A 26,029-nucleotide genomic window follows, 5' to 3' on the forward strand; every position below is an offset into this window, starting at 1 on the left:
TCAAAGCCCTGTTTCGTAGTACGAAGAAAACACCAGGGCGGTCATGTCATCTATACAGTCCCCAATCATTATCTGGTTCCGACGGGATTTGCGCCTGTCGGACCATCCGGCCTTGTCTGCCGCCGCGCAAACCGGTCGGCCCGTCATTCCGGTGTTCATTCTTGATTCACTGACCGAGACACTTGGCGCTGCACCCAAATGGCGTCTGGGTTTGGGGCTTGAAGCCTTTACGCAATCGCTGGGTCAGGCTGGCAGCCAATTGATCCTACGACGCGGCGATGCGTTGGACCAGTTGCAGAAACTGGTGTCCGAAACCGGCGCGACCGAGGTCTACTGGTCTCGGGCCTATGATCCAGAGTCGATTGCGCGGGATATCAAAGTCAAAGCGGCCCTGATCGATGATGGCGTTGAAGCCAGGTCCTTTGCGGGCCATCTGCTGTTTGAACCCTGGACCGTTGCCACGAAAACCGGGCAGCCGTTCCGCGTGTTCACTCCGATGTGGCGCGCAGTGCAGGGGCGCGAGGTACCCGAGCCATTTCCCAAAGTAACCAACCTGAACGCGCCCACCCGTTGGCCTGTGTCAGAGACGCTGGGTGACTGGAGTATGGGAAAGTCTATGAACAGGGGCGCTCGGGTCGTTTGCCCGCATGTTCGACCCGGTGAAAACGCGGCCTATGACCAACTGAACGCCTTTTTGGAGCGCGTTTCGCGCTATTCCGAAGACCGGGACCGGCTGGATGTCGATGGCACCTCGAACCTCTCGGAATATTTGTCCTTGGGCGAGATCGGCCCTCGGGCGGCGTGGCACCGTGTGCAACAGGCCGCGTTGATGGGAACGACCGGGACCGACAGTTTCCTGCGGCAGTTGGTCTGGCGCGAGTTCGCCTATCACCTGATGTATCACACGCCGCACCTGCTGACCGGCAACTGGCGACCCGAATGGGATGCCTTCCCATGGAATACCGACCCGGACCACCCCGAGGTGTTGGCCTGGAAACAGGCCAGAACCGGCATATCTGTAGTCGATGCGGGCCTGCGCGAGATGTATGTGACCGGTCGAATGCACAATCGTGCCCGGATGATCGTCGCAAGCTACCTGACCAAGCACCTGATGACCCATTGGAAAGTCGGGATGAATTGGTTTGAGGACTGTCTGATCGACTGGGACCCGGCCTCAAACGCGATGGGCTGGCAATGGGTGGCGGGTTCAGGTCCGGATGCGGCCCCGTTTTTTCGCATCTTCAACCCGCAAACGCAGCAAGAGAAGTTCGACCCTAGGAACCATTATCTGCAGCGTTGGATCGCCGAAAGGCACGCAAACCCAAGCGCCACCGCCTTGGCCTATTTCGACGCGATCCCGAGGTTCTGGGGAATGAACCCGTCCACGCCATACCCGCCACCGGTCGTGGATTTGGCTGACGGGCGCAAGCGCGCTCTGTCTGCGTATGAAAGCCGAAAAACCCAGTAAGGAACTGAAAACTTGCCAGAAACAAAAAGCCGTCCTAGCCTGAACCAAACACCGCAGAGGGGAGAGCGGATGATCCTGACGTCGACCGAGGGGCAGACAGACCTGCCCAGATATTTCGCGCAAGTCTTCAAGATGCTGGGCAAGATGGAGTCCGGGCGGCTGGATATCACTTTGCCGGATGGTCGCGTGTTTCGATCAGAAGGCCCCAAACCCGGCCCGATTGCAGCGGTCGAAATCCACGACCCGGATGTTTTTGCACGTCTTATCCGGGAAGGAGAGCTTGGGTTCTCGGACGCCTATCTGGAAGGACATTGGAGCACGCCCGACCTGCGATCCTTTATGGATCTTGTCCATCTCGGTTCGGAAACGGTTTATGACGGGTTCACCGGCAAGTTCCTGGTGCAGGCCTATGAACGGCTGCGGTTCTGGCTGCATCGCAACAATCGGAAACAGGCCAAGAAGAACATCTCGTACCACTACGATCTGGGCAATGACTTCTATGGCCTGTGGCTTGACGACACGATGACCTATTCCAGCGCACTGTTCGAGACCGGACAGGAGAGCCTGGAAAAGGCGCAGACGGCCAAATACGCCAGCCTCATTGACGAAATGGGCGTCAAACCCGGCGATCATGTGCTTGAGATCGGATGCGGCTGGGGCGGCTTTGCCGAATATGCCGCGAAAGAGCGTGGTTTGCGCGTCACCGGCCTGACCATTAGTCAGGAACAGTTGAACTTTGCGCGACAACGTATGGAAAAAGCTGGACTTTCCGACATGGTCGAGCTGAAGCTTCAGGATTATCGGGACGAGCGCGGATTGTACGACGGCATCGCCTCGATCGAGATGTTCGAGGCTGTAGGACAAAAGTACTGGCCTGTCTATTTCGAGACGGTGCGCGAACGTCTGAAGCCCGGCGCTCAGGCCACGTTGCAGATCATAACCGTGGGCGATCACCGCTGGGATTTTTACAAGAACGGCGTTGATTTCATTCAGAAATACATCTTTCCGGGCGGCATGTTGCCATCGCCCACGATCCTGCGCCAACAGATCGATCTGGCGGGGCTTGATCTGGTGCGTTCGAAAGAGTTTGGCAAAAGCTACGACCTGACGCTGCGCCGCTGGTATGACACGTTCAACGCCAAGTGGGATCAGATCGCTGACATGGGGTTTGATGAGCGTTTCCGCCGCATGTGGAATTATTATTTGACCGCATGTGGCGCGGCCTTTGACACGGGCAATTGCGATGTGACACAGATCACCATAGCAAAGCCCAGTTAAGGAACGGAATTCGTAAATGCCCACAGCCGCGCGATTAGTTGCCGCCCTTTGTCTTGCGGTGGTGGCCTTTCTGGTCTCCAGCATGGTTATCAACAACGGGGAAGAGGGTAAGGATTACGGCTATTTTACCGTGGTGAACCTTGTAATCGCTGTCGCATGTGGCTGGAAAATCATGGGCAAACGGGCAGGGCGCGGCTGGACTGCCGGGATCAACAACGGGCTGACCGGCGTGGCCTCGCTGGTGTTCTGGGCGCTGTTTGTGCAGGGCTGTTACGAGATGTTTCGCCTTGCCATGCGCAACCGCTATGACGGCCCGTTCGAGGCGCTCAAGGCGATCTTCGTGATCGGTGTCGACTATGGGCGGTTGCTGCTGGTTCCGGAAATCCTGATCACTCTGGCCGTCGGGTCGGTTCTGGCCGGTCTGGCCACGGAAATCGCCAGCCGACGCTGGCGCTGATACCCTCAACCCGACAGGAAAGCTGTTCACCCGTGTCTGATTTGTTCTTTTACGGCACCCTGCGCTACGTTCCACTGCTGGAACGCGTGCTGGGTCGGTCCGCTGGGGATGTGTCGCTGACCCCTGCCAGTCTGCCGGATCATGCAGTTCATGCGGTGGTAGGAGAGGACTTTCCGATGATCCAGCCAATGCCGGGGGCTGAGGCCGACGGCCTTTTGGCCCGCGACCTGACCAAGCAGGATCTGGCACGACTGGCCTATTACGAAGGCGGGTTTGACTATGATTTGCAGCCCTTGGCCGTAGCCTTACCCGATGGCAGCACGACGACCGCTCAGGTGTTTTTCCCGGCCCCCGGTGCCTGGGTGCCTGCGGGTCTTTGGTCGCTGGAGCGGTGGGCCGAGAAACTGGGCGAGGTCACCGCGCTGGCCGCCGAAGAGGAGATGGCCTATTTCGGCAAGGTTGATGCCAAAAAGATGACCCGCAGCATCCCGGCAATACAGACTCGCGCCCAGGCCAAGTTGTTTGCCCGGCAGCGCCGCTCGGGTGATCCGCGCGATACGGCAACGGATGTTGTCGTCCACAGTCATACACGCGCCTATGTCGATTACTTCGGCATGGAGGAAATCCAGCTACAGCACCGCCAGCACGACGGTTCGATGGGTCCTGTTCTGAACCGCAACAGCCTGATGCAGGGCAGCGCGGTTGTGGTTCTGCCCTATGACCCGGTGCAGGACACCGTGATGCTGGTCGAGCAGTTCCGCCCCCCGATCTTCCTGATCGAAGACCCCGAGCCCTGGATGTGGGAGCCGGTGGCGGGCATGATCGACGCTGGCGAAACACCGGAACAGGCGGCCCATCGCGAGGCGTTGGAGGAGGCTCAGGTCACGCTCGATGCGCTAGAGTTTGCGGGTGGGGCCTATTCCTCAAGCGGGTCTTCGACCGAGTATGTCTATCTGTATGTCGGTCTTGGAGCTTTGACCGAAACGACCGACGCAGGCGGATTGGACAGCGAAGGCGAGGATATTCGCACCCGAATTCTGCCGTATTCGGAATTCATCAGTCTTGTGGACAGCCATGCCTTCAAGGATTTGCCCTTGCTGTCGCTGGCCCATTGGCTGGCCCGTCACCGGGACCGTTTGCGCCAGTGACTATCGCGCTTGTGGTTGCGGCGGCTCGGCTGTAAATCTTCCCTGATACCAAACGACAAGAGGGCGCCATGCGCATTGCACGAGACCTTGCCGACGCAGTCGGGAAAACACCGCTGATCCGGCTGAAGCGCATCAGTGAAGAGAGCGGATGCGAAATCCTCGGCAAGGCCGAGTTCATGAACCCGGGACAGTCGGTCAAGGACCGCGCGGCGCTTTATATCATCCGCGATGCGGTCGCGCGGGGTCAGTTGAAACCCGGTGGCACCATTGTCGAAGGCACGGCGGGCAATACCGGGATCGGCTTGGCGCTGGTTGGTGCCTCAATGGGCTTCAAGACGGTGATCGTGATTCCGGAAACCCAGTCGGAAGAAAAGAAAGACATGCTGCGCCTTGCCGGCGCGCAACTGGTTCAGGTTCCGGCGGCGCCGTATCGCAACCCAAACAACTTTGTGCATTACTCGCGCCGTCTGGCCGAGGAACTGGCGCAAACCGAACCCAATGGCGCGATCTGGGCCAACCAGTTCGACAATATCGCCAACCGTCAGGCCCATGTGGAAACCACCGGCCCCGAGATTTGGGAACAGACCGATGGAAAGGTGGACGGTTTTGTCTGTGCCGTAGGTTCAGGCGGAACGCTGGCCGGTGTGGCCGACGCTTTGCAGCCCAAAGGTGTGAAGATCGGCCTGGTCGATCCGATGGGGGCAGGGCTTTACTCCTACTACACCACCGGTGAGATCGCGATGGAGGGCAGCTCGATCGCCGAAGGCATCGGACAGGTGCGCATCACCAAGAACCTGGAAGGCTTCAAGCCGGACTTTTCGTACCAGATGACCGACAATGAGGCGCTGCCCCTGATCTTCGATCTGCTGCGCGAGGAAGGTCTGGTTATGGGCGGTTCAACCGCGATCAACATGGCGGGCGCGGTGCGTCTGGCCAAGGATCTGGGCCCCGGCCATACTATCGTGACCATCCTGTGCGACTATGGCACGCGCTATCAGTCCAAGCTGTTCAACCCGGAATTCCTGCGTGAAAAAGAACTGCCGGTACCGGATTGGATGACCGAAGCACCCCGCAGCATTCCGGGCGTGTTCGAGGACGTATGATGCTGCAGCAGGTCCGCCTGTGCCTTGTTCTGGTTGCCCTGTGTCTGTTCGGGTTTGTCGGCGCGGCCACCGCGCAACTGACCGACCGGCAGAGCGAATACTATCAGGGCTGGATCAAGACGGCGGACCGGGCCGAAACGGTGATCGAGGCCAACAGGGCCTCGAATGCTGCGTTAGAAAATCTACGTTCTGAAATAAACAATTACCGCGAGGACTTTAATCAGGCGCGCGGGGCAAACACTGACCGCATTCAGACATTAGAAGGCCAGATCAAGGCGCTAGGTCCCAAGCCGGAAGGTGATGCCGAAGAACCAGAACAACTGGCGATGTTGCGCGCGCATCTGGACGAACAACTCAACAGCCTGCGCGTCCCCCGGATCATCTCGGAAGAGGCCTATAGCAGGGCCAACGGGTTGATCAGCGAGATTGACCGGATCATCCGGGACCGCCAGAAAAAAGAGCTGTTGCAGCGTGGCCCGTCCCCGATCAACCCGATCTATTGGCGGCCGGCCTGGGCAGATGTGACCGAAGCCACCCGCAGCCTGTTCAACGAGACCGCCAAGAACCTGCGTACAGATTCCGTCCGCGAACAAATCCGCGAGCGCGGTCTGGGCATTTTTCTGTTGATGGTTGCCTCGGCGGTTCTGCTGATCTTTGGGCGTTATTGGTCGGAAAGAGGCGGGGACTACCTGCGTAAACTGGGCGGTGGAGGCACCGGGGTCTGGACCTTTGTCGTCTCGCTGTTCCGCATTGCTCTGCCCTGGTTGGGTGTCTGGGCCGCCGTACAGGCGATCACGCTGACCGGGGTGCTGGGCTTGCGCGGCACGTTTCTGTTGCAAAGCGTTCCGTATTGGGCAGCGATCATTTTCTTCTACGATTGGATCGGTCGGCAGATCTATCTGATCGGAGAGGCGCAGAATTTCCGCCGCCTGTCGGCAAACAAAATCAAGGAATTGCGGGTCTATCTGGATCTGCTGGCCATCATGCTGATTTTGCACGAACTGGCCATTCTGTTCGATCAGATCGAAAATATCTCGGACGCGACGCGGGCTGTTGTCAGCTTCCCGGTTGTTGTCATGACCGCGTTGCTTCTGCTGCGGGTGCGCCATATCCGGACCAATGACGTCCAACAGGATGAGGTCGATCCAAACGCGTCAACCCGGGGCGCAAGCCTGAGCCAACTGATCGAGCTGCTTCGTCGCGTTCTGTTCCTGCTTGGCATCGCGACGCCAGTTCTGGCGATGTTCGGCTATACGAATGCAGCCGAGGCCATCGTTTTCCCTGCTGTTAAAACGCTGATCCTGATTGCGGCGCTGGTGATCGCGCAGCGCTTCCTGACAACGGTTTACGGTTGGATAACGGGGCAGGGCGACGCCGCGCGCGACTCGTTGTTTTCGGTGCTGCTGGGGTTTGCGCTTGCGATCCTGTCGGTGCCTGTTCTGGCCATCTACTGGGGCGCGCGCGAGACTGATCTGATCGAAGTCTGGACGCGCATTCTGCTGGGTTTCGACATCGGTGGCGTCACAATTTCACCCAGCAATTTCCTGACCTTTGTGGCCGTATTTGCCATCGGCTATACGGTGACGCGGCTGGTTCAAAGCGGGTTGCGCAACTCTTTGTTGCCCAAAACAAAAATTGATCCCGGCGGCCAGAACGCGATTGTGGCCGGGTCCGGCTATGTCGGGATCACCATCGCTGCGCTGATCGCGATCATGGTGGCCGGGTTCGATCTGTCCTCGCTTGCGATTGTGGCCGGGGCGCTGTCTGTCGGGATTGGATTTGGTCTGCAAACCATCGTGTCGAATTTCGTGTCGGGCATTATCCTGCTGGTCGAGCGTCCGATCTCGAAGGGGGATTGGATCGATGTGAACGGGATGATGGGCTACGTGCGCGATATCTCGGTCCGGTCCACGACGATTGAGACCTTCGACCGAACAGATGTGATCGTTCCGAACTCGGACCTGATCAGCGGCGTGGTTACGAACTATACGCGGGGCAATACCATCGGGCGGGTGATCGTGCCGGTAGGCGTGGCCTATGGCACAGACACGCAACAAGTCGAAACGATTCTGGGTGAGATCGCAAATGCCCATCCGATGGTTCTGGCGAACCCTGCGCCCAGCGTGGTGTTCCAGGGCTTTGGCGCGGATTCGCTGGATTTCGAAATCCGGGCCATCCTGCGCGACGTGAACTGGGTGCTGTCGGTGAAATCCGACATGAACCACGAAATCAACCGCCGCTTTGCCGAGGCCGGGATCGAGATCCCGTTTGCGCAGCGTGATCTTTGGCTGCGCAACCCCGAAGTTCTGCACCCGGCGCCTCAAGGCCCGTCCGAGCCGCCTGAGAAAGAACCCGAGGCCCCGAAAAAGGCGACGTCTGCGCCGATCCAAATGACCGAGGCGGATCTGGATCCTGACGCCGGGGATGAGCTTTGATCCGTCCATAGAAGACATCGGATTTCGACGTCACGGATTTGTTTGAAACCGTTCACTTTCCCTGAATTCGGCCCTTGCAAATCCACCGGCATTGGTCCAAATATCGCCGTCACGGAGAGGTGGCCGAGTGGTCGAAGGCGCACGCCTGGAAAGTGTGTAGGCGGGAAACCGTCTCCAGGGTTCGAATCCCTGTCTCTCCGCCACAGGACTTTCGCGAGAAAGGCCAACCATCTTCTGATCAAAGCGCTGAGCGGCAGTCGTTCCCAAGGAACGATGAGAGCTTGTGAGGTTCGTACAAAGTTCCTTCGTTTCCGCCACTTTCACCCAACTCACCGTCCAATTTCCAAGCTGTGAGCGCCGGTGCGCCAACTGCTTGCATTGTAACGAATTGATGACGGGATTATATTCGCCTCAAGCGGACAATTCTGCATATCGGCAGACAGGACAAAAAACAAAATGATTGAGCTGGACGGTAATGCGCCGCTGCGCAAAAGCCAGAATTACGAGATATTCCAACATCCTGAACTGGAAAACGCCTTGTTGAAGGTTCGGGTTGATGAGCCAAAGCGCAACCATCTCATTCCGCGCTATGCCGAGTGGCGGTACGGAAATCTGCGACAGTGGGCGCGTGAGGCGAATGAATATCTGGCGGCCCTGAATCGTGGGTGTCCCGAGATTGAGCGTCTGGCGCGGTTCATGGGCTATGCGCCGACCTCTCGGGGACCGGCCATTGTGGTTGAAAAAATGACCGGGCCGGACGGAGATCTCGCGCCCTCGCTGCACGCTGAAATGGTGGCGGCAAAGGATAAACCCGAGGTTCAGCAAAAGCTGAAGGCCGAACTACTGGAGCTTTTGGACGATCTGGAGCGCGGTCGTATCATTGTGGGCGACCTGTGGGCCGCAAACATCGTCCGCGCGCAGGAACGCGGCGGTCGGCTTGTTGTGATCGATGGGCTGGGTGAGCGGGTTCTGTTCCCGTTGACCGTGTTCAGCGATTGGGCCTTTCGACAATCAATCGCCCGGCGGCGCGCGCGTATGGCGCGCTGACGCGTGTCGGAAAGGGGTGCGCATTTGTGATTCCGGGCCTTGGCGGTTCGGCCTGATTTGCTCTATCCCTTACAGAGTTCGTCAATTTGATTGTCTTTCTCCAAGAGGTGCGCCGTGAAACTTGAAATCCCGAACTCCACGCCACCTGCAGATGCGTCTCAGCGCAAGGCCATTGAACCCGTCATCTGCTATCCGCCAGACACGCTGGACCCGCCGGACCTGACCGGGCTGCGTGCCCTGCGCAACGCAGCCGTCAAATCCGCCGAGGTCACTGCGGCCCCTCGGGATGCGGCGTGTATCGACGTCCCCGCAGGCGCGTTTTTCCGCATTGTGTCGGTGCAGGGGTCTCAGGTCGGCGATCTGAACCTGTGGAACAAGCACGATCTGGCCGAGCGGTTCTATTCCGGAAAAACCCGCGCGTTGCATGGCACGCATCTGTCGACCGGAGACCGGATGTGGTCGAGTTTCCCTGCCATGCGCCCGATGGCGACCATCATTGACGACACTCTGGACTGGTATGGATTCGATGAGTTCGGCGGCTCGGTCCACGATGTTATCGGGACGCGCTGTGACCCGTATACCGGTCGTCTGTTGTCTGGTGATGACTACCACTATTGCTGCCATTCCAATCTGACACGCGCCTTGTCCCGGCATTGCAGTCTGCCGCTGCACGAGGCCGAGATGCACGTGCATGACGTGTTGAACGTTTTCATGTGCACCGGATTCACGCGGGACACCGGTCAGTATTTCATGAAGGCCAGCCCGGTGCGTCCGGGAGATTACCTTGAGTTTTACGCCGAGATCGATCTGATCGTCGGTCTGTCGGCCTGCCCGGGCGGGGATTGTTCGTCCGAGCATTCCTCGGACACCGCCGCTTGCTACCCATTGTTGATCGAGGTCTACGACCCCGGTGAAACAGCCCGTGCTGCGCATGAACCGCCGGCCGTTTCGGCCTATAGCCGCACCCATGGAACGGATTGAGGTTGGACCTTTCGCGGCGCTTTCCGGGTTAAAAAAACAGCCTCACAACAGGCGAATAGACCCTTAAGTCTGATAAACGTTAACAAAAATCGGAATTTGTTATAGTCTTGTGGCGTTATTCAATTGGTAACGCCCGGGTATTGGTGTGACACAGACGCTTTATGAGAAATACGGTGGGTTTAAAACGATCAGCCGGGTGGTGATGTCCTTCTACGAAATGGCATTGGATTCCGACGAGATCGGCGACTATTTCGAAGATATCGATATGCCGCGCCTGATCGACCATCAAACCAAATTCGTTTCCTCTCTGATCGGGGGGCCTGCTGCTTTCAGTGACGACAGGATCGAGGCGGTTCACCGCCATCTCAACATCAGCCATGAGGACTTCGACGCTATGGCCGTGTTGTTCGGCGAGGCGCTGGAAATGCACGGTATGTCAGAGCCCGACATCAAGACAGCCCTTGGCGCGATTGAAGGAAAACGGTCGATCATCGTCGCCCGGGACGCTGCATGAGCATCCATGCCATCAACGAGCAACTGTTGCGCGCTATTGGCGTCGGCGTGGCCGTGGTGCGGGCCGAGGATCTGGAGTTTGTCTTTCACAATGGCTCTTTCGCCGAATGGTTCGGCAAACCAGAGGACGGTCAAACGCTGCTGGATCTGGTGCCCGATCTTGATCTGAGAGAGTTGGATGACGTCAAACAGTCTGGCCTGCGCTACTCGGTCGAGTTGCAGATCAAGCCCAGACGCCGGACCTTGATCTTTGCGGTCACAGTGTCATTGGCCAATGGCCTGTCCGAGCAGGTTCTGATCATCGAATGCCAGAACATCACGCGCATTCGCGAACTTGAAAGCATGATCGACAGCTACTCGACCATGGTGGAACGCAACACCCGAGAGTTGGAGCGCGAAAAGGAACGGGTCGAACGTCTGCTGCTGAACGTGATGCCGCGCGCGGTGTACGAAGAGTTCAAGACCTTTGGTGTTGTGACCCCGCAATTGTACGATCAGGTCTCGGTCGTGATGTTGGATTTTGTCGGCTTCACCGACTTTGCCGCGAAAACCGATCCGACAGTGACGCTGAGCGAGTTGAACGACATCTTCACAGCCTTTGACCGGATCGTAGAACAGTTCGGATGCGAGAGGATCAAGACGATCGGTGACGCCTATCTGGCCGTTTCGGGCATGCCCGATGCGACGCCGGATCACGCAACCGCCGTGGCCCATTGTGCCGTGCGGTTTCTGCGCTATCTCGAACGCCGCAATGAAAGCCACCCCCATAAATGGCAGGCACGTGTCGGGTTGGGCATGGGGGCTGCGGTCGGGTCGGTCGTGGGTATCCAGAAATACGTCTATGACGTCTTTGGTCCAGCGGTGAACACCGCCGCGCGTCTGCAAGTCTTTGCAAACCCGATGAATATCGTCGCGCCGGAGGAAATGAAATACGCCCTGATCGACGAATTTCAGGTCTCGGATATCGGTCTTGTCGACATAAAGGGCATGGGGCAGATGAACCTGATCAATGTCACCTCTGGCCTGAGCGTACCGCAAAACAGTCAGCGGGTCTGAACCGGTTCAGTCGTCCTGCGGCACCAACCCCAATCCACGCAGATAGATACCGATACCACTTTCCAGCAGGTCCTCGGGCGGGAAGGGCGACGTTGCGCCCGTGTTGCGGGCGTAGAGTTCGACAACCCCATGGCTCATCGCCCAGATATGTGCGCTGAACATCGAGGCAGGCGGGCGCTTTTCCGGTGGAATATGTTGCGACAGATCGGCTGCGGCCTTTTCCAACACGTTCTTGGCACGATTGGCCGCCAGAGACAGCTCGGGCGTGCGGTTCAGAGACACGCCGCTTTCGAACATCGCGATATAGTGGCCGGGATGTTTGCGGGCAAAAGCCAGATAGGCGCGGCCCGTCGCCTCGAACGCGGCAAGGGCCGAGGGCTGGCCTTTGTCATAGGCGTACTGCATCAGGTCGGCAAACATCTCGAAGCCTTGCTTGGCAGCTTCTGCAATCAGATCTTCACGCCCGTGGTAGTGCCGATAAACAGCCGCTGGCGTGACCCCGGCCGTCTTCGCCGCCTCGGACAGAGTGAACCCCGTTGGGCCTTTTTCCTCGATCAGGGACAACGCAGCCTCAATCAGGGCTTGTTTCAGGTTTCCATGGTGGTAACCGCGTTTCGTCATCCTGGCCTCAGGTCAGTTTTCATTCCTTGGGAAGCAAAGACATAGTCCACCTGTGTCTGAGCGTCCATCACTTGGTGCTGCGTGCCTACGCGTCCCAAATCTCTGGCCCGCCGCAGATCTTTGGGTCGATTTTGCCCACCGCGCCCTTGTCTTTTTCATCATAGTCCAGCGCGCCAAGAACCGTCTGAATCGCTGCGATGCGGGCGCGTTTCTTGTCGTCTGATCGGACGATGGTCCAGGGGCAATGCTCGGTATGGGATCGGGTCAAAGTCTCCGAGATCGACTGAGTGTATTCGTCCCATTTGTTCAATCCCGCCACATCAATGGGGCTGAGTTTCCATTGCTTCAGCGGGTCGGTTTCTCGCGCGAGGAACCGGTTCAGCTGTTCGGCGCGCCCGACATTCAGCCAGAACTTGAACAGGTGGATACCGTCATTCACCAGCCCGGTTTCCAGCGGCAGAACCTGACGAAAGAAACGTTCGCGTTGTTCAGGCTCGCAAAAGCCAAAAACGTTTTCAACCACACCGCGATTGTACCAGCTGCGGTCGAAGAACACGATTTCCCCAGCCGTGGGCAGATGTTGGATATAACGCTGGAAATACCACTGGCTGCGTTCGGCGTCGGACGGTTTGGCCAGTGCCACATTGCGTGCGCCGCGCGGGTTCAGGTTTTCGCGAAAGCGTTTGATCGTGCCGCCTTTGCCCGCCGCATCGCGGCCTTCGAAGATGATTGCAACCCGCTGACCGGTCTCTTTGACCCAGGATTGCATTTTGACCAGTTCGATCTGCAACGCCTCAATCTGCGCCTCATAGTCCTTGGACTTCATCTTTTCCGCATAGGGGTAGGTCGGGTTCAGGATCTCGCCCTTTTTTGCCTTTTTGATCAGGTCGCGCACATCCTTCGGCGCGCCTTTGCGGAAGTAGTTATCGATGGAACCTTTTTCGGACCGGGCCATGCATCACCTCGCAATAAAATCCATTTCTTACTATGGATTAGGTGCCTGCCTAACGCAAACCCGCACGCTGCGCGGCCCGATCTATTGCGGCGGCCACTTCCTCGGCAGCCACGACCTGCGGCATGTGGCCGATGCCGGGCAGTTCGATCAGCTCTGCCCCCGGTATCTGTTCGATCAGGCGGTGCGAGTGCCACTCAAGCCCCACGGTGTCGTCGGCGGTGCCGTGCAGGATTTCCGTCGGCACCGAAATCTCGGCATAGCGGGGTTGCAACGTGGCGACTTCGTCCAGCAGGTTGGCGCGTTGTTTGGCATTGGCGTGCATCGAGGCCCGGCGCATCGTCAGTTCCGGCCCGAAATGCGCGGCATATCCTTCGGGGGCCGTCTGCGGGGCGAAGACCTTGTCCATCGCCTGTTCGACATACCAACCCGGCACGTAAGAGGTGATCAGGGGCAGTGCGAGCGTGTTCCCGACCGGGGTCGAGGCGAGGCGGTTGAACCCATCAAGCGGCGTCTCCCACGGGATGGCCGCGGGGGCGATCAGAACAAGGGCCGAGATATTGTCGGGCCGCGTTACGGCCCAGGCAAGCGAGACGGATCCGCCATAGCTTTGGCCAGCGACGATGGGTTTATCAGCCCCTAGCTGAGCGGCAGCCTTCTGCAGGATGTCAGCCTGTTCGGTGATGGTTTCTCCGTCAGGATTGAAACTGGCGGAATAGCCCAGCCCCGGACGATCAAACACGATGACACGGTAGGTCTGGGCAAGGATTGGCGCCAACGCAAAGGTCATGTCGCGCGTGTTTCCGCTGGACCCGTGGATCAGTACCACATCGGGGCCTTCGCCCATCACGACAGCGTGGACTGCGATCCCATCGACATCTAAAATCTGACCTTCCGGTGGAAAGGCAGCCTCGGCCCGTGTTTCGATCTGGGCGCTGCGCCACGCGGTGAATGCGGCAAAGCCAAGAACGAGTACGGCGAATGATATCAGAAGCTTAACGGCCAATTTCGTCCATGTCGAAAGGTGTGGTCTGGTAAATCTCGTTGATCCAGTTGCCGTACAAAAGATGCGCGTGGCTGCGCCAGCGGTTTTGCGGCGTCCGGGTCGGGTCGTCATCGGGGTAGTAGTTCATCGGCACGTTTATCGGCGTGCCATTGGCCACGTCCCGATCATATTCCTGCTTCAACGTATCGCTGTCATACTCAAAATGGTTGAAGATATAGAGCGCACGATGCCCCGGATCCTCGACCAGACAGGGGCCCACATCGTCGCTGCCCAGCAGGGTGTTCAGCCCCGGTGCGCCGTCAATCTCGGCCTGTTTCATTTCGGTCCAGCGGCTGACCGGAATGACGCAATCATCCGAGAAGCCGCGCAGGAACGGAGACGCCGCGTTCAGGTTCCGGTGTCGGAAACAGCCAAACGCTTTGGCATCCAGCATGTGCTTTTTGACGCCGTGGAAATGGTTGATCATCGCCATCCCGCCCCAACAGACGCCGAAGGTGGAATGCACGTTGGTCTGGGTCCACTCGAAAACTTCGCTGATCTCGTCCCAATAGGTAACGTCCGGAAATTCCAGATGTTCAATCGGAGCGCCGGTGATGATCAGGCCATCGAACTTCTGGTCCTTGACCTCCTGAAAGGGGCGATAGAACTCGGCCATATGTTCGGCTGCGGTGTTCTTAGTCCGATGCTCGGTCATGCGGATCAGGGACAGATCGATTTGCAGCGGCGTTGCACCGATCAGACGTGCGAACTGATTTTCCGTCTGAATCTTCTTGGGCATCAGATTCAGCAACCCGATCTTCAGGGGGCGGATATCCTGACGCATTGCCTGATCCTCGGCCATGACCATGACGCCTTCCTTGGTCAGGACGTCAAAGGCGGGCAGGTCTGAGGGGATCTTGATCGGCATCGGTTCAGGCTTTTTTGGGTTTTTACAGAAGCTTGTAGTTAGGCGTTCTTGGGTTGGGTCTCAAGGGCGCGTTCGATCAACTCATCGAAATCGGCCGCGTCGCGCACCTTGCCTATCTCATCGGCGGTGATGGTGATGCCCCAGTTTTTGGCCATGGCCGCATATCTGGGCTGACGATGGGCCAGCGCCTGCGCATAGGTCCAGCGGATGAAGGCATTCGGATCGACCTCGGCCTCGGCGCAGCCGTGCTGGTCCAGATAGTCGGTCCACACGCGGGTCAGGAATTCGGCCTGATAGGACATCGGTTTCGGAGCTTTGTCGAAGCGGCGGACAAGTTCTGCCGTGTGATCCTCGTCCCCTTTCAGCCAGATCATCAGCGTGTGCTTGGACAGTTCGGTCATCACCTGATCAGACGGATCATTCGGATCGACCCATTCGCAGATCGACCCGCCGGTGTCGCAGATGAAATGCGGGTAATGATACAGACGCTGCGCCCTGTCGATGAAATACTCGGTATCCAGCAAGGCATGAATCTCGGCCAGTCGGAACTGTTCCTGACGGCGGTGGTATTCGGGCATCTCAAGCCCGCCTTTGGCTGGATCGCCGGGCTTGCCCAGATAGGCGGCGACAGGTGTCAGGTTCTCGAATGAGATGTTTGAGCCGATATAGATCGAATCCGACAAAAGCAGGTCGCGCAGAAACGGCACCTTCATCGCCTCGGCCTTGGCATTGTCGGTGATGTATTCGCCCATGTAGCGCGTGCCGATCCTGTAATCGATCGAGTAATGGAACCAATCGCCCGAATCCCGCAGGATGTTCGACACATAGGTTTTGCCCAGGCCCGACATGCCGAAAAACAGCACTTTCTTCCGCGCAGCGCTGCGCCAATCCTTTGCCGAGCCGTAGATCATGTTCCGCTGTCCCTTAGTTTTGCCTTTGCTAGAACGGGCAGGGGACCGCGTCAATCGCGCTTGCCCGAGCGGTTCAGGATTACCAGCCCAAAGGCAAGGATTGCAAAACCGACATAGGCATTGGGCGGCAGCGCTTCGTCCCTTAGCCCCGCGCCAAGGACAATGGCGACGGGCGGGATGACCAAAGTGACCAGCATCAGGTTGCCGCTGCCAGCCATTGCCAGCACCCGGTAATACAGAAGATAGGCCCCCGCCGTTGCAATGATGGCATAGTATCCAATGGCCGCCCATGTTGCCGCCGGAAGGCGCAGGGTTGGCACGCCATCAACCATCAGCGTGATCGGCAGGATCAAGAGCGTCGCGCCGGTCAGCATACCCGCCGCTGCGACGACAGGGGACATGCCGGACAGGTGTTTTCGGCCCCACACGCTGGCGAAGGCATAAGACACCGTTCCCGCCAAAACGGCGAGCTGAGCCAGGCTTTGCAGGTTGAAACCTGCAAAGTTGCCAAGGCCAATGGCGACCGAGACGCCCGCAAACCCAAGAACGACTCCAGTCAGGCGCGATTTTGTCAGCCGTTCATCCACGAAGAATAAGGCCGCAACCAGCACGCCAAAGATCGCCGTTGCCGCATTCAAAATAGCCACAAGCCCGGTGTCGATGTGCAACTGTCCCCACGCCATCAGCGAGAAGGGAACGGCATTGTTCAAAAGACCCATGATCAAGAAGGCCAGCCAGGTTCGTGGGTCCCTGGGCAGCTCAAGGCGCTTGATCCAAACGACCAGCCACAGCGCGGCCATGGCCCAGAACGTGCGGTGCAGGACCGAGGTCATCACCGGTATCGTATCCAGAGCTATGCGAATCGACACAAAGGACGCGCCCCAGATCAGGCCAAGCAGCAACAGTTCGGCCCAGGCGCGGGATGAGAGATGTTTCTGAGGCTCCATAGCGCCAACCTGTCACCACGCGAACGCCGAAGCGACCCGAAACATGCGACAAAAAAAAGACCCCACCGGATTGGCGGGGCCTTGTGTTTGTTTGATTGGTTAGATCAGTCCAGCGCGTAGGTGATCTGGAAACCAACGCTCCATGCGCTGTTGCCCGAGAAGTCGCCACGGGCACCTGGGCCTGCGCCGTCTGCAATTGCATCACCAATGTCGGTATAGCGAACACCGCCCGAAATTTTAGCTTTTTCCAGCGAGTAAGTCCCGCCAAGGCCGATGCTCCAGAAGCCGTCGGTTGGTGCCAGGTTAGACACAGGGATGCCTTCGTCCGTTTCGTAGCCCAGTGTTACTGCACCCGCAAATTCGTCCGTAAACTGGTAGCCCAGACCAAGCGAATACGTAAACGTCGAGTTGTCGTAATCCACGAGCGGATTCAGCGGATAGTTTGGTGGCGAAAAGTTCAGCTGAGGCCAGTCAACCCAGCGGATCGATCCGAAAAGCAGGGTTTTCGGAGCAACGCCGGTCTGAAAGTCCAGATTGACCGATTGCGGTGTTTCGATCTCGGTTCCCGAACTGATCGGGCCGGTAGAATCAAGTGTCTCAGTCTGCGAGAGGTTATGGCTGATCTTGGAGTTGTAGGTCAGCGAAACACGCGCTGCAATTTCAGGTTTTTCCCACGCCACACCGACGACATAGCCGAACGAAATGTCCGCGTCCGTGTTGACTTCGTACCCCTGCACAACCGGTACACTTACTGCAGCGGTAACCCGCTGCGCGCGAACGCCGCCGATTGCGCTGAAACCGTTGTCAAATTTGTAACGCAACAGCGCGGTGATAGCATCCGTTTCAGCGGTTGCATTCAGAGTATCCTGGCGACCGGCGGGATTCGGGTTGATCGACAGCGGGTAGTCGTCGGCATATTCCAGATCTGCCCCAAACGGCTGATCATACATGATCGCAAAGTCCAACTGCTCGGTCAGCGAAGTCTTGTAACCCAGATGCGGTGTGAAAAAAGAGTTTGCAACATCGCCTGAGTCGACCGGCTCACCAGCATTTGGGCCAAACAAAGCGGGCATCGTCCCGGTGACGCTTGGATCGGTATACCCAAGACGGAATTGAACAACCGATCCCTCCTCAAAGATCAGGTTGATGCCTTGCCCGCTTCGATCCAGGCCACCTGCATGACCAACTGTCGCCCCAAAGCAAAGCGCACATGTCGTCAGTAGCGCTTTTTTCATTTTGAACCTCCCTTTACAGTCCCTCGCAGGTGCTTTCGGCTACGCGTTGAGTGTGAGATGCGCACCAACCTGCAAAAATGTGCCCGATACTTTCTTTCCGGTTAGTTTAAGGTCAAGTCGTGACCGTGCGTTACTAGTTACGACTAGAGTCGCGGACTGTTGCCAAACTGTTACGATTCTCGGACCACACGTTCAGGAAAATCCCCGAGAAGATCACGGCGGCCCCCAGCATTGTCCAATGATCGATGGGCTCGTTGTAAAGAAGCATTCCGACAACGGCGATTGTGGGGAGACGTGCGAAGTCAAAGGGGATGACCACAGTGGCCGGAGCGATGGCTAACGCGTTGGTAATACAGAAATGTGCCAGCAACCCGGCCAACCCGACCAACAGCAAGTAGGGTGCGGTTTGCAGGGTGGGAAGGGCGATCTGACCGTCCAGACCTGCGGCCGCAGCCCCCAGAACGGCCTGCATAACGGCAAGCCAGAACATGATGCATCCGATGCTTGCAAACCGCGTCAGCTTTTTGGTGGTTATCGTTGTAAACGCGAAGAAAATCGCCGAGGCGGCAGCCATCATCAAGCCGGGGCTTAGCGGGGCGGTGCCGGGACGCGTTACGATGAGGATACCTGCAAAACCGATCAGGGCCGCAGTGACCTTGAGTGTTGTCAGACGCTCATTCAAAAACAACGGCGATAGCAGGATGACCCACAGCGGCTGCGTGAACTCCAGCGCGAAGACCTGTGCCAAAGGAATCACCCCGACCGCGTAGAACCACAGATTCTGTCCGGTGAAATGCAGCGCGTTCCGGATCGCATGAAGGCTCAGGCGTTCGGTGGTGACCTGATGCCACCCGCGAATTGCGCTTAGCACAGTCGCGACGACAATGATGCCCACGATGCTGCGATACATCATGATTTCGAACGTGTCGTGATGCAGGCTCAGTTCGCGCCCGGCGACAGCCATCGAGGAAAACGACAGGATCGCGCCGATCATCCAGAAACCGGCCTTGAAGACCTGGACCGATCCTTTCTCCACCCCGCATCCTCCGCGCTTTGTTCCTGTGTCTTACAGGGCTTAAACGGATTCGGGCGGATCGGGCACCCTGAATCCGGTTTTGACGGATCTGCGCTGAATCGCGCAATGGGTCACGCCTGAGTTCAGCAGGGTCCTAAGAACCTAAGGTCGGCGCAGAAGCAGCGCCAGTAAACAAAAAAGCCGGGATGGTGATCACCAATCCCGGCTTTTGCGATGCTTTATCATTCCCACTCGATCGTTCCGGGGGGTTTTGATGTGATGTCATAGGTGCAGCGATTGATGCCCTTGACCTCGTTGATGATTCGCGTGGCGGTTTCGCCCAGGAATTCGTGGCTGAACGGATAGTAATCGGCGGTCATACCATCGACCGAGGTCACAGCGCGCAAGGCACAGGCATAGTCATAGGTGCGGCCATCACCCATCACGCCAACGGTGCGCACGGGCAGAATGGCAACGAAGGCCTGCCAGATGTCGTCGTAAAGACCGTGTTTGCGGATCTGGTCGATGTAGATGGCATCGGCCTCGCGCAGAATCTCCAGCTTTTCGCGGGTGATCTCGCCCGGGCAGCGGATGGCCAGCCCCGGTCCGGGGAAGGGGTGGCGACCGATGAAGCTGGCTGGCAGGCCCAGTTCGCGGCCCAGTGCCCGGACTTCGTCCTTGAACAATTCGCGCAGGGGTTCGACCAGTTTCAGGCCCATCTTTTCTGGCAGGCCGCCGACATTGTGGTGCGACTTGATCGTCACCGATGGCCCGCCCGAGAACGAGACGGATTCGATCACGTCGGGATACAGTGTCCCTTGCGCCAGGAACTCGGCCCCATCGATGGTGTCGGCGTGTTTCTGGAACACGTCGATGAACAGTTTGCCGATGATCTTGCGTTTGGTTTCCGGGTCGCTCTGACCGTCCAACTCGCCAAGGAACAGCTCGCTTTCATCCGCGTGGATCAGCTGAATGTTGTAGTTGTCGCGGAACATGCCCACGACCTCGGCGGCTTCGTTCTTGCGCAGCAGGCCGTGATCGACAAAGACACAGGTCAGCTGGTCGCCGATAGCCTCGTGGATCAGGATCGCCGCGACCGAGCTATCCACTCCGCCGGACAGACCGCAGATGACCTTTTTGTCGCCAACCTGTTCACGGATCTTGCGGATCATCTCTTCGCGATAGGCACCCATGGTCCAATCGCCCTTGAACCCGGCCAGCTTGACGAAGTTTTCGTACAGCTTTGCGCCTTTGGGCGTGTGGTGCACCTCGGGGTGGAATTGCACCGCATAGAAGTGGCGCGCGGGGTCTGCCGTGATTGCGTAGGGCGCGTTGGGCGAGGTGCCGTAGACCTCAAAACCCGGGGCGATTTCGCTGACATGGTCGCCGTGGCTCATCCAGACCTGTTCGTCGCCGTCAGCGAACCAGCCGTCCAGAATGTCCAGCTGTTCCTTCGGGGTGACAAAGGCGCGACCGAACTCGGCAGTGCCATGGCCGCTTTCGACCTTGCCGCCAAGCTGGTGCATCATCACCTGCTGACCGTAGCAAATACCAAGGATCGGCACGCCATAGTCGAAAATCTCTTGCGGGGCGCGGGGCGAGCCATCGCGCGTGACGCTGTCCGGGCCGCCCGAAAAGATCACGGCGCGCGGCGCCATCTGGCGCACCACATCCATCGTGATATTTTGGTAGGGGTGGATTTCGCAATAGACGTTCAGTTCACGCAGGCGACGGGCAATCAGCTGCGTCACCTGGCTGCCGAAGTCGATGATCAGAAGGCGGTCATGGGTGTCTTGGGTCATATCCGCGCCTTAGGCCAAGCGCACCTGTTTCGCAAGAGCAACCTCTGATTCTCAAAGGGGGTCAGCGATTCAAAAAAAAAGGAATTGTAAAAGTTTTGTAACGAAAATATGACAACTCGGCTGGGTCGATGTATATACAAATAGAACAAGGGACCGAAATTGCCGATTTCCATCGAGATTGCCGCACTGAATCTGGCTTTGGCGCTGTTTTGCGGCGCGCTAATCGGGTCCGAGCGTCAGGTCCGCCAAAGAATGGCCGGGCTGCGGACAAATGCGCTGGTCGCGCTGAGTGCCGCTGCGTTTGTTGTATTCTCGGCGCTGTTTCCGGATGAGGTGAGCCCGACGCGCGTTGCGGCGCAGGTCGTTTCGGGAATCGGCTTTCTGGGGGCCGGTATCATTTTCCGGCACGGATTCACCATTCATGGCCTGAATACGGCTGCTACCCTGTGGTGCTCGGCTGCCGTCGGAATGATGGCGGGGGCAGGGGCCTGGGTGTTTGCCGTCATGATGACGGGTTTCGTGATTTTTGTAAATCTCGGGCTCAGGCCGTTGGTGAAATGGCTCAAGCGCACCACACGTGCCGGGGTGCCGCTGACGCAAGAGTTCAAGATCCTTCTTCAATGCTCGGAAGAAGCGCAGGCAGATGCGCGTGTCGCTGTTCTCAAGGCGTTGGCGCAAAACGATGTTCGAATCGTTGGCTTTGAAAAGGGCGATGCGGTGGAAGGCAAACGAACAATCGCTGTTCTGGTCTCGATGGAAGATCACCCCGAGGAACTGCAGCACAAGGTTGTCGCTCCTCTGATGCTTGAGCCGAGCATCGACAGCATTGAATGGGATATGGTTTCCGAAGCGTAACGCCGCGGTGCAGATCTACGCCAACGTGAAGCGCAATGTCGCTTTTCCCCCCAGAGCGCCGTAAACCATATGCTCGATGACGCTCAATCCTGTAACTAAACGGTCAATCTAACCATTCAGACGGGATTTTCTCATGGCAGAGGCAAACACCCGGCGCAGGGCGAGAGGCGGCGGTGGCGCTGCCCGCCGGGCCGAGCGCACCGCGGTTCGCATCGAAACTGCAAAGTATATCGAACGCAATATTCCGAATTTCGAAGTTCTCAACGAAGAAGCGTTGGAGATCATCGAATACAACGCGGAAACAGTGCTGGAAGAGATCGGCGTCAACTTCGTCGACAACCCGGCGGCGCTGGAACGCTGGCGCGATGCGGGCGCGGATATCGATGGTGAGCGTGTGCGCATCCCACGCGGTCTAGCGCGAGAGTTGATCAAGACCGCCCCCAGCCAATTCACGCAACACGCCCGCGACCCCGAGAAATCGGTCGAAATTGGCGGCCGCAATCTGGTGCTTGCCCCGGTCTATGGCCCGCCATTCGTGCGTGACGCGCAGGGCGGTCGCCGTTATGCGACCATGGATGACTTCAACAAATTCGTGAAACTGGCCTATATGTCCAAGTGGCTGCACCACTCGGGCGGGACAGTGTGCGAACCGACCGATATTCCGGTGAACAAGCGTCACCTGGATATGCTCTTGGCGCATATGACCCTGTCGGACAAACCCTTTATGGGATCCGTGACCGACCCCAGTCGCGCGCAGGATTCGGTTGAGATGTGCGAGATCCTGTTCGGCAAAGAGTTCGTGCAGGAAAACACGGTGATGACCTCGCTGACCAACATCAACTCGCCGATGACCTTCGACGATGTGATGATGGGGTCCCTGGAGGTCTATGCACGCAACAATCAGGCCTGCATCATCTCTCCGTTCATCGTCGGCGGCGCGATGGCTCCGGTGTCGGTCGCCGGGACGCTGACGCAGGTTCTGGCCGAGGTTCTGGCCGGTGTCGCCTATAGCCAGATTATTCGCCCCGGCGCACCTGCGATTTTCGGCGCGATGGTGACCTCGATCGACATGAACTCGGGTGCGCCGACATTCGGAACGCCCGAGGCTTCGCACATCACCTATGGCGCGGGCCAGTTGGCGCGGCGTCTGAACCTGCCTTACCGTTCGGCCGGCTCGTTCTGCGGGTCGAAACTGCCGGACGCGCAGGCGGCGTATGAAACAGCCAACTCGTTGAACATGGGTCTGCTGTCGGGTGTGAACTTCATGCTGCATGCCTGCGGCTGGCTTGAAGGCGGTCTGGTCGCTGATTTCGAGAAATTCGTCATGGATGCCGATCAACTGGGCATTCTGCACGGCTTGGCCAAAGGCGTGACCTATGACGAAAACGCGCTGGCCATGGACGCGATCCGCGAAGTCGGGCCGGGCGGTCACTATCTGGGTTGCGCGCATACGCAGGCCAATTTCAAGGACGCGTTCTGGAAAACCGAAATGCTGGACTACAAGCCGTTCGAGACCTGGCAGGAAGAAGGCGCCCGCGATACGCGCGCCCTGGCAACTGCGCGGGTCGAGCATCTGCTGGCAAACTATCAGCAGCCGCAGATGGACCCGGACAAAGCCGCCGCGCTTGAGGCTTATGTAGCGGAAAAGAAAGCCTCTATGCCGGACGCTTTCATCTGATCAAGTAGTGTACGAGGCGCGGCTGGCCTGATACAGCTGCGCCTCGCCCAACAGGGCAATCAGAAGATCCAGATGCCGGACCAGAGAATAGGCAGCATCTTCTTCTTTTCGTTGCTCATTTACCTCTCTCTCAAGCTCTAGCAACCGCATCAGGGCCGCGCCTGTGCCGGGCAGCGAACCATATCCCAGAATGCGTTGCAGGTGCCGGTCCCGATTGTAATCCTGCGCCCCGTGTTTGGCCGCCCGTGCCAGCAGTCGGGGGCGGCGAAGCGTTGTGATCATGGTCATCAGGTCCTGCATGTTCGTGTTCCCTTGTACGAGCTTTGACGGCCTGTTTGTCACACAACCTAAGCGGGTGTTGCCTTAGTTCGGCTCCCCCCGAACGATGGTTTCACGACTGTTTATCTTTTTGAATCAAATCTGGTTCCAGGCCGTTGGGGTTAACGAACGAGTAACGAAAGCACCTCTAGTTAGATTTGGTTAACTCAAATTCCGAGGGCGAAAAGTGGCAGTCTGTTTTGTCGACGAGGGCAAATGAATATGGAAAACAACGTGGCTTTCACCATCCCGGCATGGGTGCCCGAAGGGGCGCAAAGATACCTTGCTCATACCGAGACCGGCCGATCGATACGGGATATCGCGCGATCGGCAGGGTGCCATGCGTCGACCATTCTTCGGCAGATCAGACGCATTGAAATGCGCCGTGACGATCCGCTTGTGGATGCAGCCCTGCAATCGCTGGCCGAAACCCATTTTTCGATTTCCGAAAACCACCGTGCCCTGCAGGACGACGGGGAAGAGGACGTTTTCGATCAGGAAGCCATGCGCGTTCTGCGCCGTTTGTGCGAAACCGGGTCGGTGCTTGCCGTGGCCGAAGATATGGACAAGGCAGTTGTGGTTCGGGATACGGGCGAGGCCGGTGCGACCCGAACCGCCGTGGTCGAGTGCAGGATTGCACAGGCGCTGGCCTTGCAGGACTGGATCACCTGCGACAATCCCGGGCGGATTTCGCGTTACCGGATATCGGCATCAGGTCGCACCGCGCTGAGCCGTCTTGTGGCTGAGGCCGAGAACAAAGCCCGCGCGCGCAATGAATTTGGTATGGCCGAGGCGCAAACACCGTTTCAGGCCAAAGCCGCCTCGGACCAGGGCGAACGGGCGCGGCGCATCCGCTATAGCGCTGCAGAAAGCCCGCTGATCGCGCTGGCGCGGCGTCGGGATCGGGACGGTAAACCCTTTCTGGACGAGACCCTTGTCAGTGCAGGAGAGCGCCTGCGCGAAGATTTTGAACTGGCGCAGATCGGCCCTCAGGTGGCGCAGAATTGGGACCGGTTTCTGACAAGCGGTGGCCGGGGCAGTTTTGGCAGCGAGTCGCATGGCGGACGCGGGTCCTCTGATGCGCGCGACCGGGTGGCGCGGGCCTTGTCTGATCTGGGCCCGGGTCTCAGCGATGTTGCCTTGCGGTGTTGCTGCTATCTGGAAGGGCTGGAATTGGCGGAAAAGCGCATGGGATGGTCGGCGCGGTCCGGTAAAATCGTCCTGCGCATCGCTTTGCAGCGCCTGAAACGCCACTATGAAGATCAGGCTGAACGGGATCGGATGATCGGTTAGAAGCCATACATAACCCTTGCAGATCACTTGGGTAGTGATAAGCAGGGGTTATGAATTTCACACTCAGACAGCTACAGTATTTTCAGGCCGTGGCCGAGCAGCGCAACTTTGGGCGCGCGGCGCAGGTCTGTAACGTATCGCAGCCCGCTTTGTCCGTTCAGATCAAAGCGCTTGAGGAAACCATGGGCGGGGTGCTGTTCGAACGGCAGGCGCGCGATATTCTTCTGACACCGCTTGGCCGGGATGTTCTGGACCGCGCGCGGTTGATCCTTGGTGCCGCAGACCGTTTGGATCAGTTTGCGCGCGACCATTCAGGCGGGCATCGGTCGCTGTCTATCGGGATCATCCCGACCATTGCGCCGTATCTGCTGCCCGGCGTTCTGGCCGGGTTAAGGGCGGGCGATGTCTCGCTGCGGGTGCAGATCCGCGAGGCCAGAACCGAACACCTACTGACCCTGCTGCGTACCGGAGAGATTGACGCCGCTGTTCTGGCCCTGCCTGTCGCGGGGTCGGAGTTCAGGGAGACGCCCTTGTTTAAGGATCAGTTCCTGTTGGCAGGCAGCGCCGCGCGGTTGGAAAAAGTATCCGCAACCCCGGACATGCTGCGCCCGCTGGACCTGCAATCTGCGCAATTGATGCTGTTGGAAGACGGTCATTGCCTGACGGATCAGGCGCTTGAGGTATGTGGTCAGGATCGGGGCAGCGGCCAGATCAACATGGGCGCATCCTCGCTGGCGACCCTGTCGCGGTTGGTGGCCGAAGGGTTTGGCCTGACCCTGATCCCGGAACTTGCCGCACGGGCCGAGGGTGAAGCGGTTCCCGGCCTGAAACTGCTCCGCTTTGGCGCGCCACAACCGGCCCGTACTGTGGGTCTGGTCCGCCGCGCGTCCAGCGGGGATGAAGACTGGTCTGACCGGCTGGCCGAGGTTATCCGCGAGGTCGGAGAATCCATCGTGTCCGCCACCCGAAACTGAAAAGGCCCGCCGAAGGGGCGGGCCAATCC

The 26,029-nt window shown here is 58.4% G+C and carries 24 protein-coding genes and 1 tRNA gene; 15 read left to right on the top strand and 10 right to left on the bottom strand.

Annotated elements, in window-relative coordinates:
- Nucleotides 1-43 precede the first annotated feature (43 nt).
- The 11 genes from ACR0KX_RS06485 to ACR0KX_RS06535 all read left to right on the top strand — a co-directional run bounded on the left by ACR0KX_RS06485 (nucleotide 44) and on the right by ACR0KX_RS06535 (nucleotide 11,486).
- Complete coding sequence (locus ACR0KX_RS06485; protein ID WP_480708109.1) at nucleotides 44-1,468, top strand: cryptochrome/photolyase family protein; 1,425 nt, start codon at nucleotides 44-46, stop codon at nucleotides 1,466-1,468.
- A gap of 69 nt (nucleotides 1,469-1,537) precedes the next feature.
- Nucleotides 1,538-2,746 carry an SAM-dependent methyltransferase gene (locus tag ACR0KX_RS06490; RefSeq protein WP_170734621.1) on the top strand — a complete coding sequence of 403 codons (1,209 nt, stop codon included), beginning with the start codon at nucleotides 1,538-1,540 and terminating at the stop codon, nucleotides 2,744-2,746.
- A gap of 16 nt (nucleotides 2,747-2,762) precedes the next feature.
- On the top strand, nucleotides 2,763-3,203 hold the full coding sequence (locus ACR0KX_RS06495) for a TrgA family protein (protein WP_170451176.1): 441 nt from the start codon (nucleotides 2,763-2,765) through the stop codon (nucleotides 3,201-3,203).
- A gap of 32 nt (nucleotides 3,204-3,235) precedes the next feature.
- Complete coding sequence (locus tag ACR0KX_RS06500; protein WP_170621709.1) at nucleotides 3,236-4,351, top strand: NUDIX domain-containing protein; 1,116 nt, start codon at nucleotides 3,236-3,238, stop codon at nucleotides 4,349-4,351.
- A 68-nt stretch (nucleotides 4,352-4,419) separates the two neighbouring features.
- The gene (locus ACR0KX_RS06505) at nucleotides 4,420-5,454 is read left to right on the top strand and encodes a cysteine synthase A (RefSeq protein WP_480708111.1); all 1,035 of its coding nucleotides are present in this window, start codon (nucleotides 4,420-4,422) and stop codon (nucleotides 5,452-5,454) included.
- Entirely contained in the window at nucleotides 5,454-7,889 is a 2,436-nt protein-coding gene (locus tag ACR0KX_RS06510; protein WP_170621711.1) for a DUF3772 domain-containing protein, read from the top strand. Before ACR0KX_RS06505 ends, ACR0KX_RS06510 begins: the two co-directional genes overlap by 1 nt.
- A gap of 113 nt (nucleotides 7,890-8,002) precedes the next feature.
- Nucleotides 8,003-8,092: transfer RNA gene (locus ACR0KX_RS06515), tRNA-Ser, on the top strand.
- Nucleotides 8,093-8,345: 253 nt separating this feature from the next.
- Nucleotides 8,346-8,936, top strand: coding sequence for a YrbL family protein (locus tag ACR0KX_RS06520; protein WP_170621712.1), 591 nt, complete (start codon nucleotides 8,346-8,348; stop codon nucleotides 8,934-8,936).
- A 114-nt stretch (nucleotides 8,937-9,050) separates the two neighbouring features.
- Nucleotides 9,051-9,917, top strand: a complete 867-nt coding sequence (locus tag ACR0KX_RS06525) for an urea carboxylase-associated family protein (protein WP_480708113.1) — start codon at nucleotides 9,051-9,053, stop codon at nucleotides 9,915-9,917.
- A 145-nt stretch (nucleotides 9,918-10,062) separates the two neighbouring features.
- Nucleotides 10,063-10,431 (top strand): group I truncated hemoglobin, encoded by a 369-nt coding sequence (locus ACR0KX_RS06530; RefSeq protein WP_170451166.1) that lies wholly within the window; start codon nucleotides 10,063-10,065, stop codon nucleotides 10,429-10,431.
- Nucleotides 10,428-11,486, top strand: coding sequence for an adenylate/guanylate cyclase domain-containing protein (locus ACR0KX_RS06535; RefSeq protein ID WP_170621713.1), 1,059 nt, complete (start codon nucleotides 10,428-10,430; stop codon nucleotides 11,484-11,486). Before ACR0KX_RS06530 ends, ACR0KX_RS06535 begins: the two co-directional genes overlap by 4 nt.
- Before the next feature lie 6 nt (nucleotides 11,487-11,492).
- Here ACR0KX_RS06535 and ACR0KX_RS06540 read toward each other — a convergent pair whose 3' ends face one another.
- From ACR0KX_RS06540 to guaA, 9 genes are all read right to left on the bottom strand, one after another.
- Complete coding sequence (locus ACR0KX_RS06540) at nucleotides 11,493-12,107, bottom strand: TetR/AcrR family transcriptional regulator (RefSeq protein ID WP_170451162.1); 615 nt, start codon at nucleotides 12,105-12,107, stop codon at nucleotides 11,493-11,495.
- An 85-nt stretch (nucleotides 12,108-12,192) separates the two neighbouring features.
- Nucleotides 12,193-13,062 (bottom strand): polyphosphate kinase 2, encoded by an 870-nt coding sequence (gene ppk2 / locus ACR0KX_RS06545; protein ID WP_170451160.1) that lies wholly within the window; start codon nucleotides 13,060-13,062, stop codon nucleotides 12,193-12,195.
- Nucleotides 13,063-13,111: 49 nt separating this feature from the next.
- Nucleotides 13,112-14,065, bottom strand: coding sequence for an alpha/beta fold hydrolase (locus tag ACR0KX_RS06550; RefSeq protein ID WP_480625942.1), 954 nt, complete (start codon nucleotides 14,063-14,065; stop codon nucleotides 13,112-13,114).
- On the bottom strand, nucleotides 14,055-14,972 hold the full coding sequence (metA, locus tag ACR0KX_RS06555) for a homoserine O-acetyltransferase MetA (RefSeq protein ID WP_170451156.1): 918 nt from the start codon (nucleotides 14,970-14,972) through the stop codon (nucleotides 14,055-14,057). The genes ACR0KX_RS06550 and metA overlap by 11 nt, the downstream gene beginning before the upstream one ends.
- A gap of 38 nt (nucleotides 14,973-15,010) precedes the next feature.
- A complete protein-coding gene (locus ACR0KX_RS06560) occupies nucleotides 15,011-15,883 on the bottom strand; it encodes an ATPase (protein WP_480625943.1) in 873 nt (290 codons plus the stop codon).
- A 50-nt stretch (nucleotides 15,884-15,933) separates the two neighbouring features.
- Nucleotides 15,934-16,830: a DMT family transporter gene (locus tag ACR0KX_RS06565; RefSeq protein WP_480708115.1), complete on the bottom strand. Its 897-nt coding sequence runs from the start codon at nucleotides 16,828-16,830 to the stop codon at nucleotides 15,934-15,936.
- A gap of 104 nt (nucleotides 16,831-16,934) precedes the next feature.
- The gene (locus ACR0KX_RS06570; RefSeq protein ID WP_170621718.1) at nucleotides 16,935-18,065 is read right to left on the bottom strand and encodes an outer membrane protein transport protein; all 1,131 of its coding nucleotides are present in this window, start codon (nucleotides 18,063-18,065) and stop codon (nucleotides 16,935-16,937) included.
- Between the two features lie 133 nt (nucleotides 18,066-18,198).
- Complete coding sequence (locus tag ACR0KX_RS06575) at nucleotides 18,199-19,059, bottom strand: DMT family transporter (protein WP_170519742.1); 861 nt, start codon at nucleotides 19,057-19,059, stop codon at nucleotides 18,199-18,201.
- A 263-nt stretch (nucleotides 19,060-19,322) separates the two neighbouring features.
- Nucleotides 19,323-20,882, bottom strand: coding sequence for a glutamine-hydrolyzing GMP synthase (gene guaA / locus ACR0KX_RS06580; protein WP_170621719.1), 1,560 nt, complete (start codon nucleotides 20,880-20,882; stop codon nucleotides 19,323-19,325).
- Nucleotides 20,883-21,041: 159 nt separating this feature from the next.
- On the opposite strand from guaA, the gene ACR0KX_RS06585 reads away from it, so the two are divergent.
- Nucleotides 21,042-21,737 carry an MgtC/SapB family protein gene (locus tag ACR0KX_RS06585; RefSeq protein ID WP_480708117.1) on the top strand — a complete coding sequence of 232 codons (696 nt, stop codon included), beginning with the start codon at nucleotides 21,042-21,044 and terminating at the stop codon, nucleotides 21,735-21,737.
- A gap of 133 nt (nucleotides 21,738-21,870) precedes the next feature.
- Complete coding sequence (locus tag ACR0KX_RS06590; protein ID WP_170518230.1) at nucleotides 21,871-23,415, top strand: trimethylamine methyltransferase family protein; 1,545 nt, start codon at nucleotides 21,871-21,873, stop codon at nucleotides 23,413-23,415.
- On the opposite strand, the gene ACR0KX_RS06595 is transcribed toward ACR0KX_RS06590, so the two are convergent.
- Complete coding sequence (locus tag ACR0KX_RS06595) at nucleotides 23,416-23,715, bottom strand: DUF6477 family protein (protein ID WP_170518233.1); 300 nt, start codon at nucleotides 23,713-23,715, stop codon at nucleotides 23,416-23,418.
- Nucleotides 23,716-23,955: 240 nt separating this feature from the next.
- Here ACR0KX_RS06595 and ACR0KX_RS06600 point away from each other — a divergent pair, with 240 nt between their 5' ends.
- Together ACR0KX_RS06600 and ACR0KX_RS06605 are read left to right on the top strand one after the other, a co-directional pair.
- Complete coding sequence (locus ACR0KX_RS06600) at nucleotides 23,956-25,026, top strand: DUF6456 domain-containing protein (RefSeq protein ID WP_170622284.1); 1,071 nt, start codon at nucleotides 23,956-23,958, stop codon at nucleotides 25,024-25,026.
- A gap of 50 nt (nucleotides 25,027-25,076) precedes the next feature.
- Nucleotides 25,077-26,000 (top strand): LysR substrate-binding domain-containing protein, encoded by a 924-nt coding sequence (locus ACR0KX_RS06605; RefSeq protein ID WP_170621720.1) that lies wholly within the window; start codon nucleotides 25,077-25,079, stop codon nucleotides 25,998-26,000.
- Nucleotides 26,001-26,029: the final 29 nt, after the last annotated feature.

The sequence above is a fragment of the Ruegeria sp. BG5 genome (genome assembly GCF_056538425.1).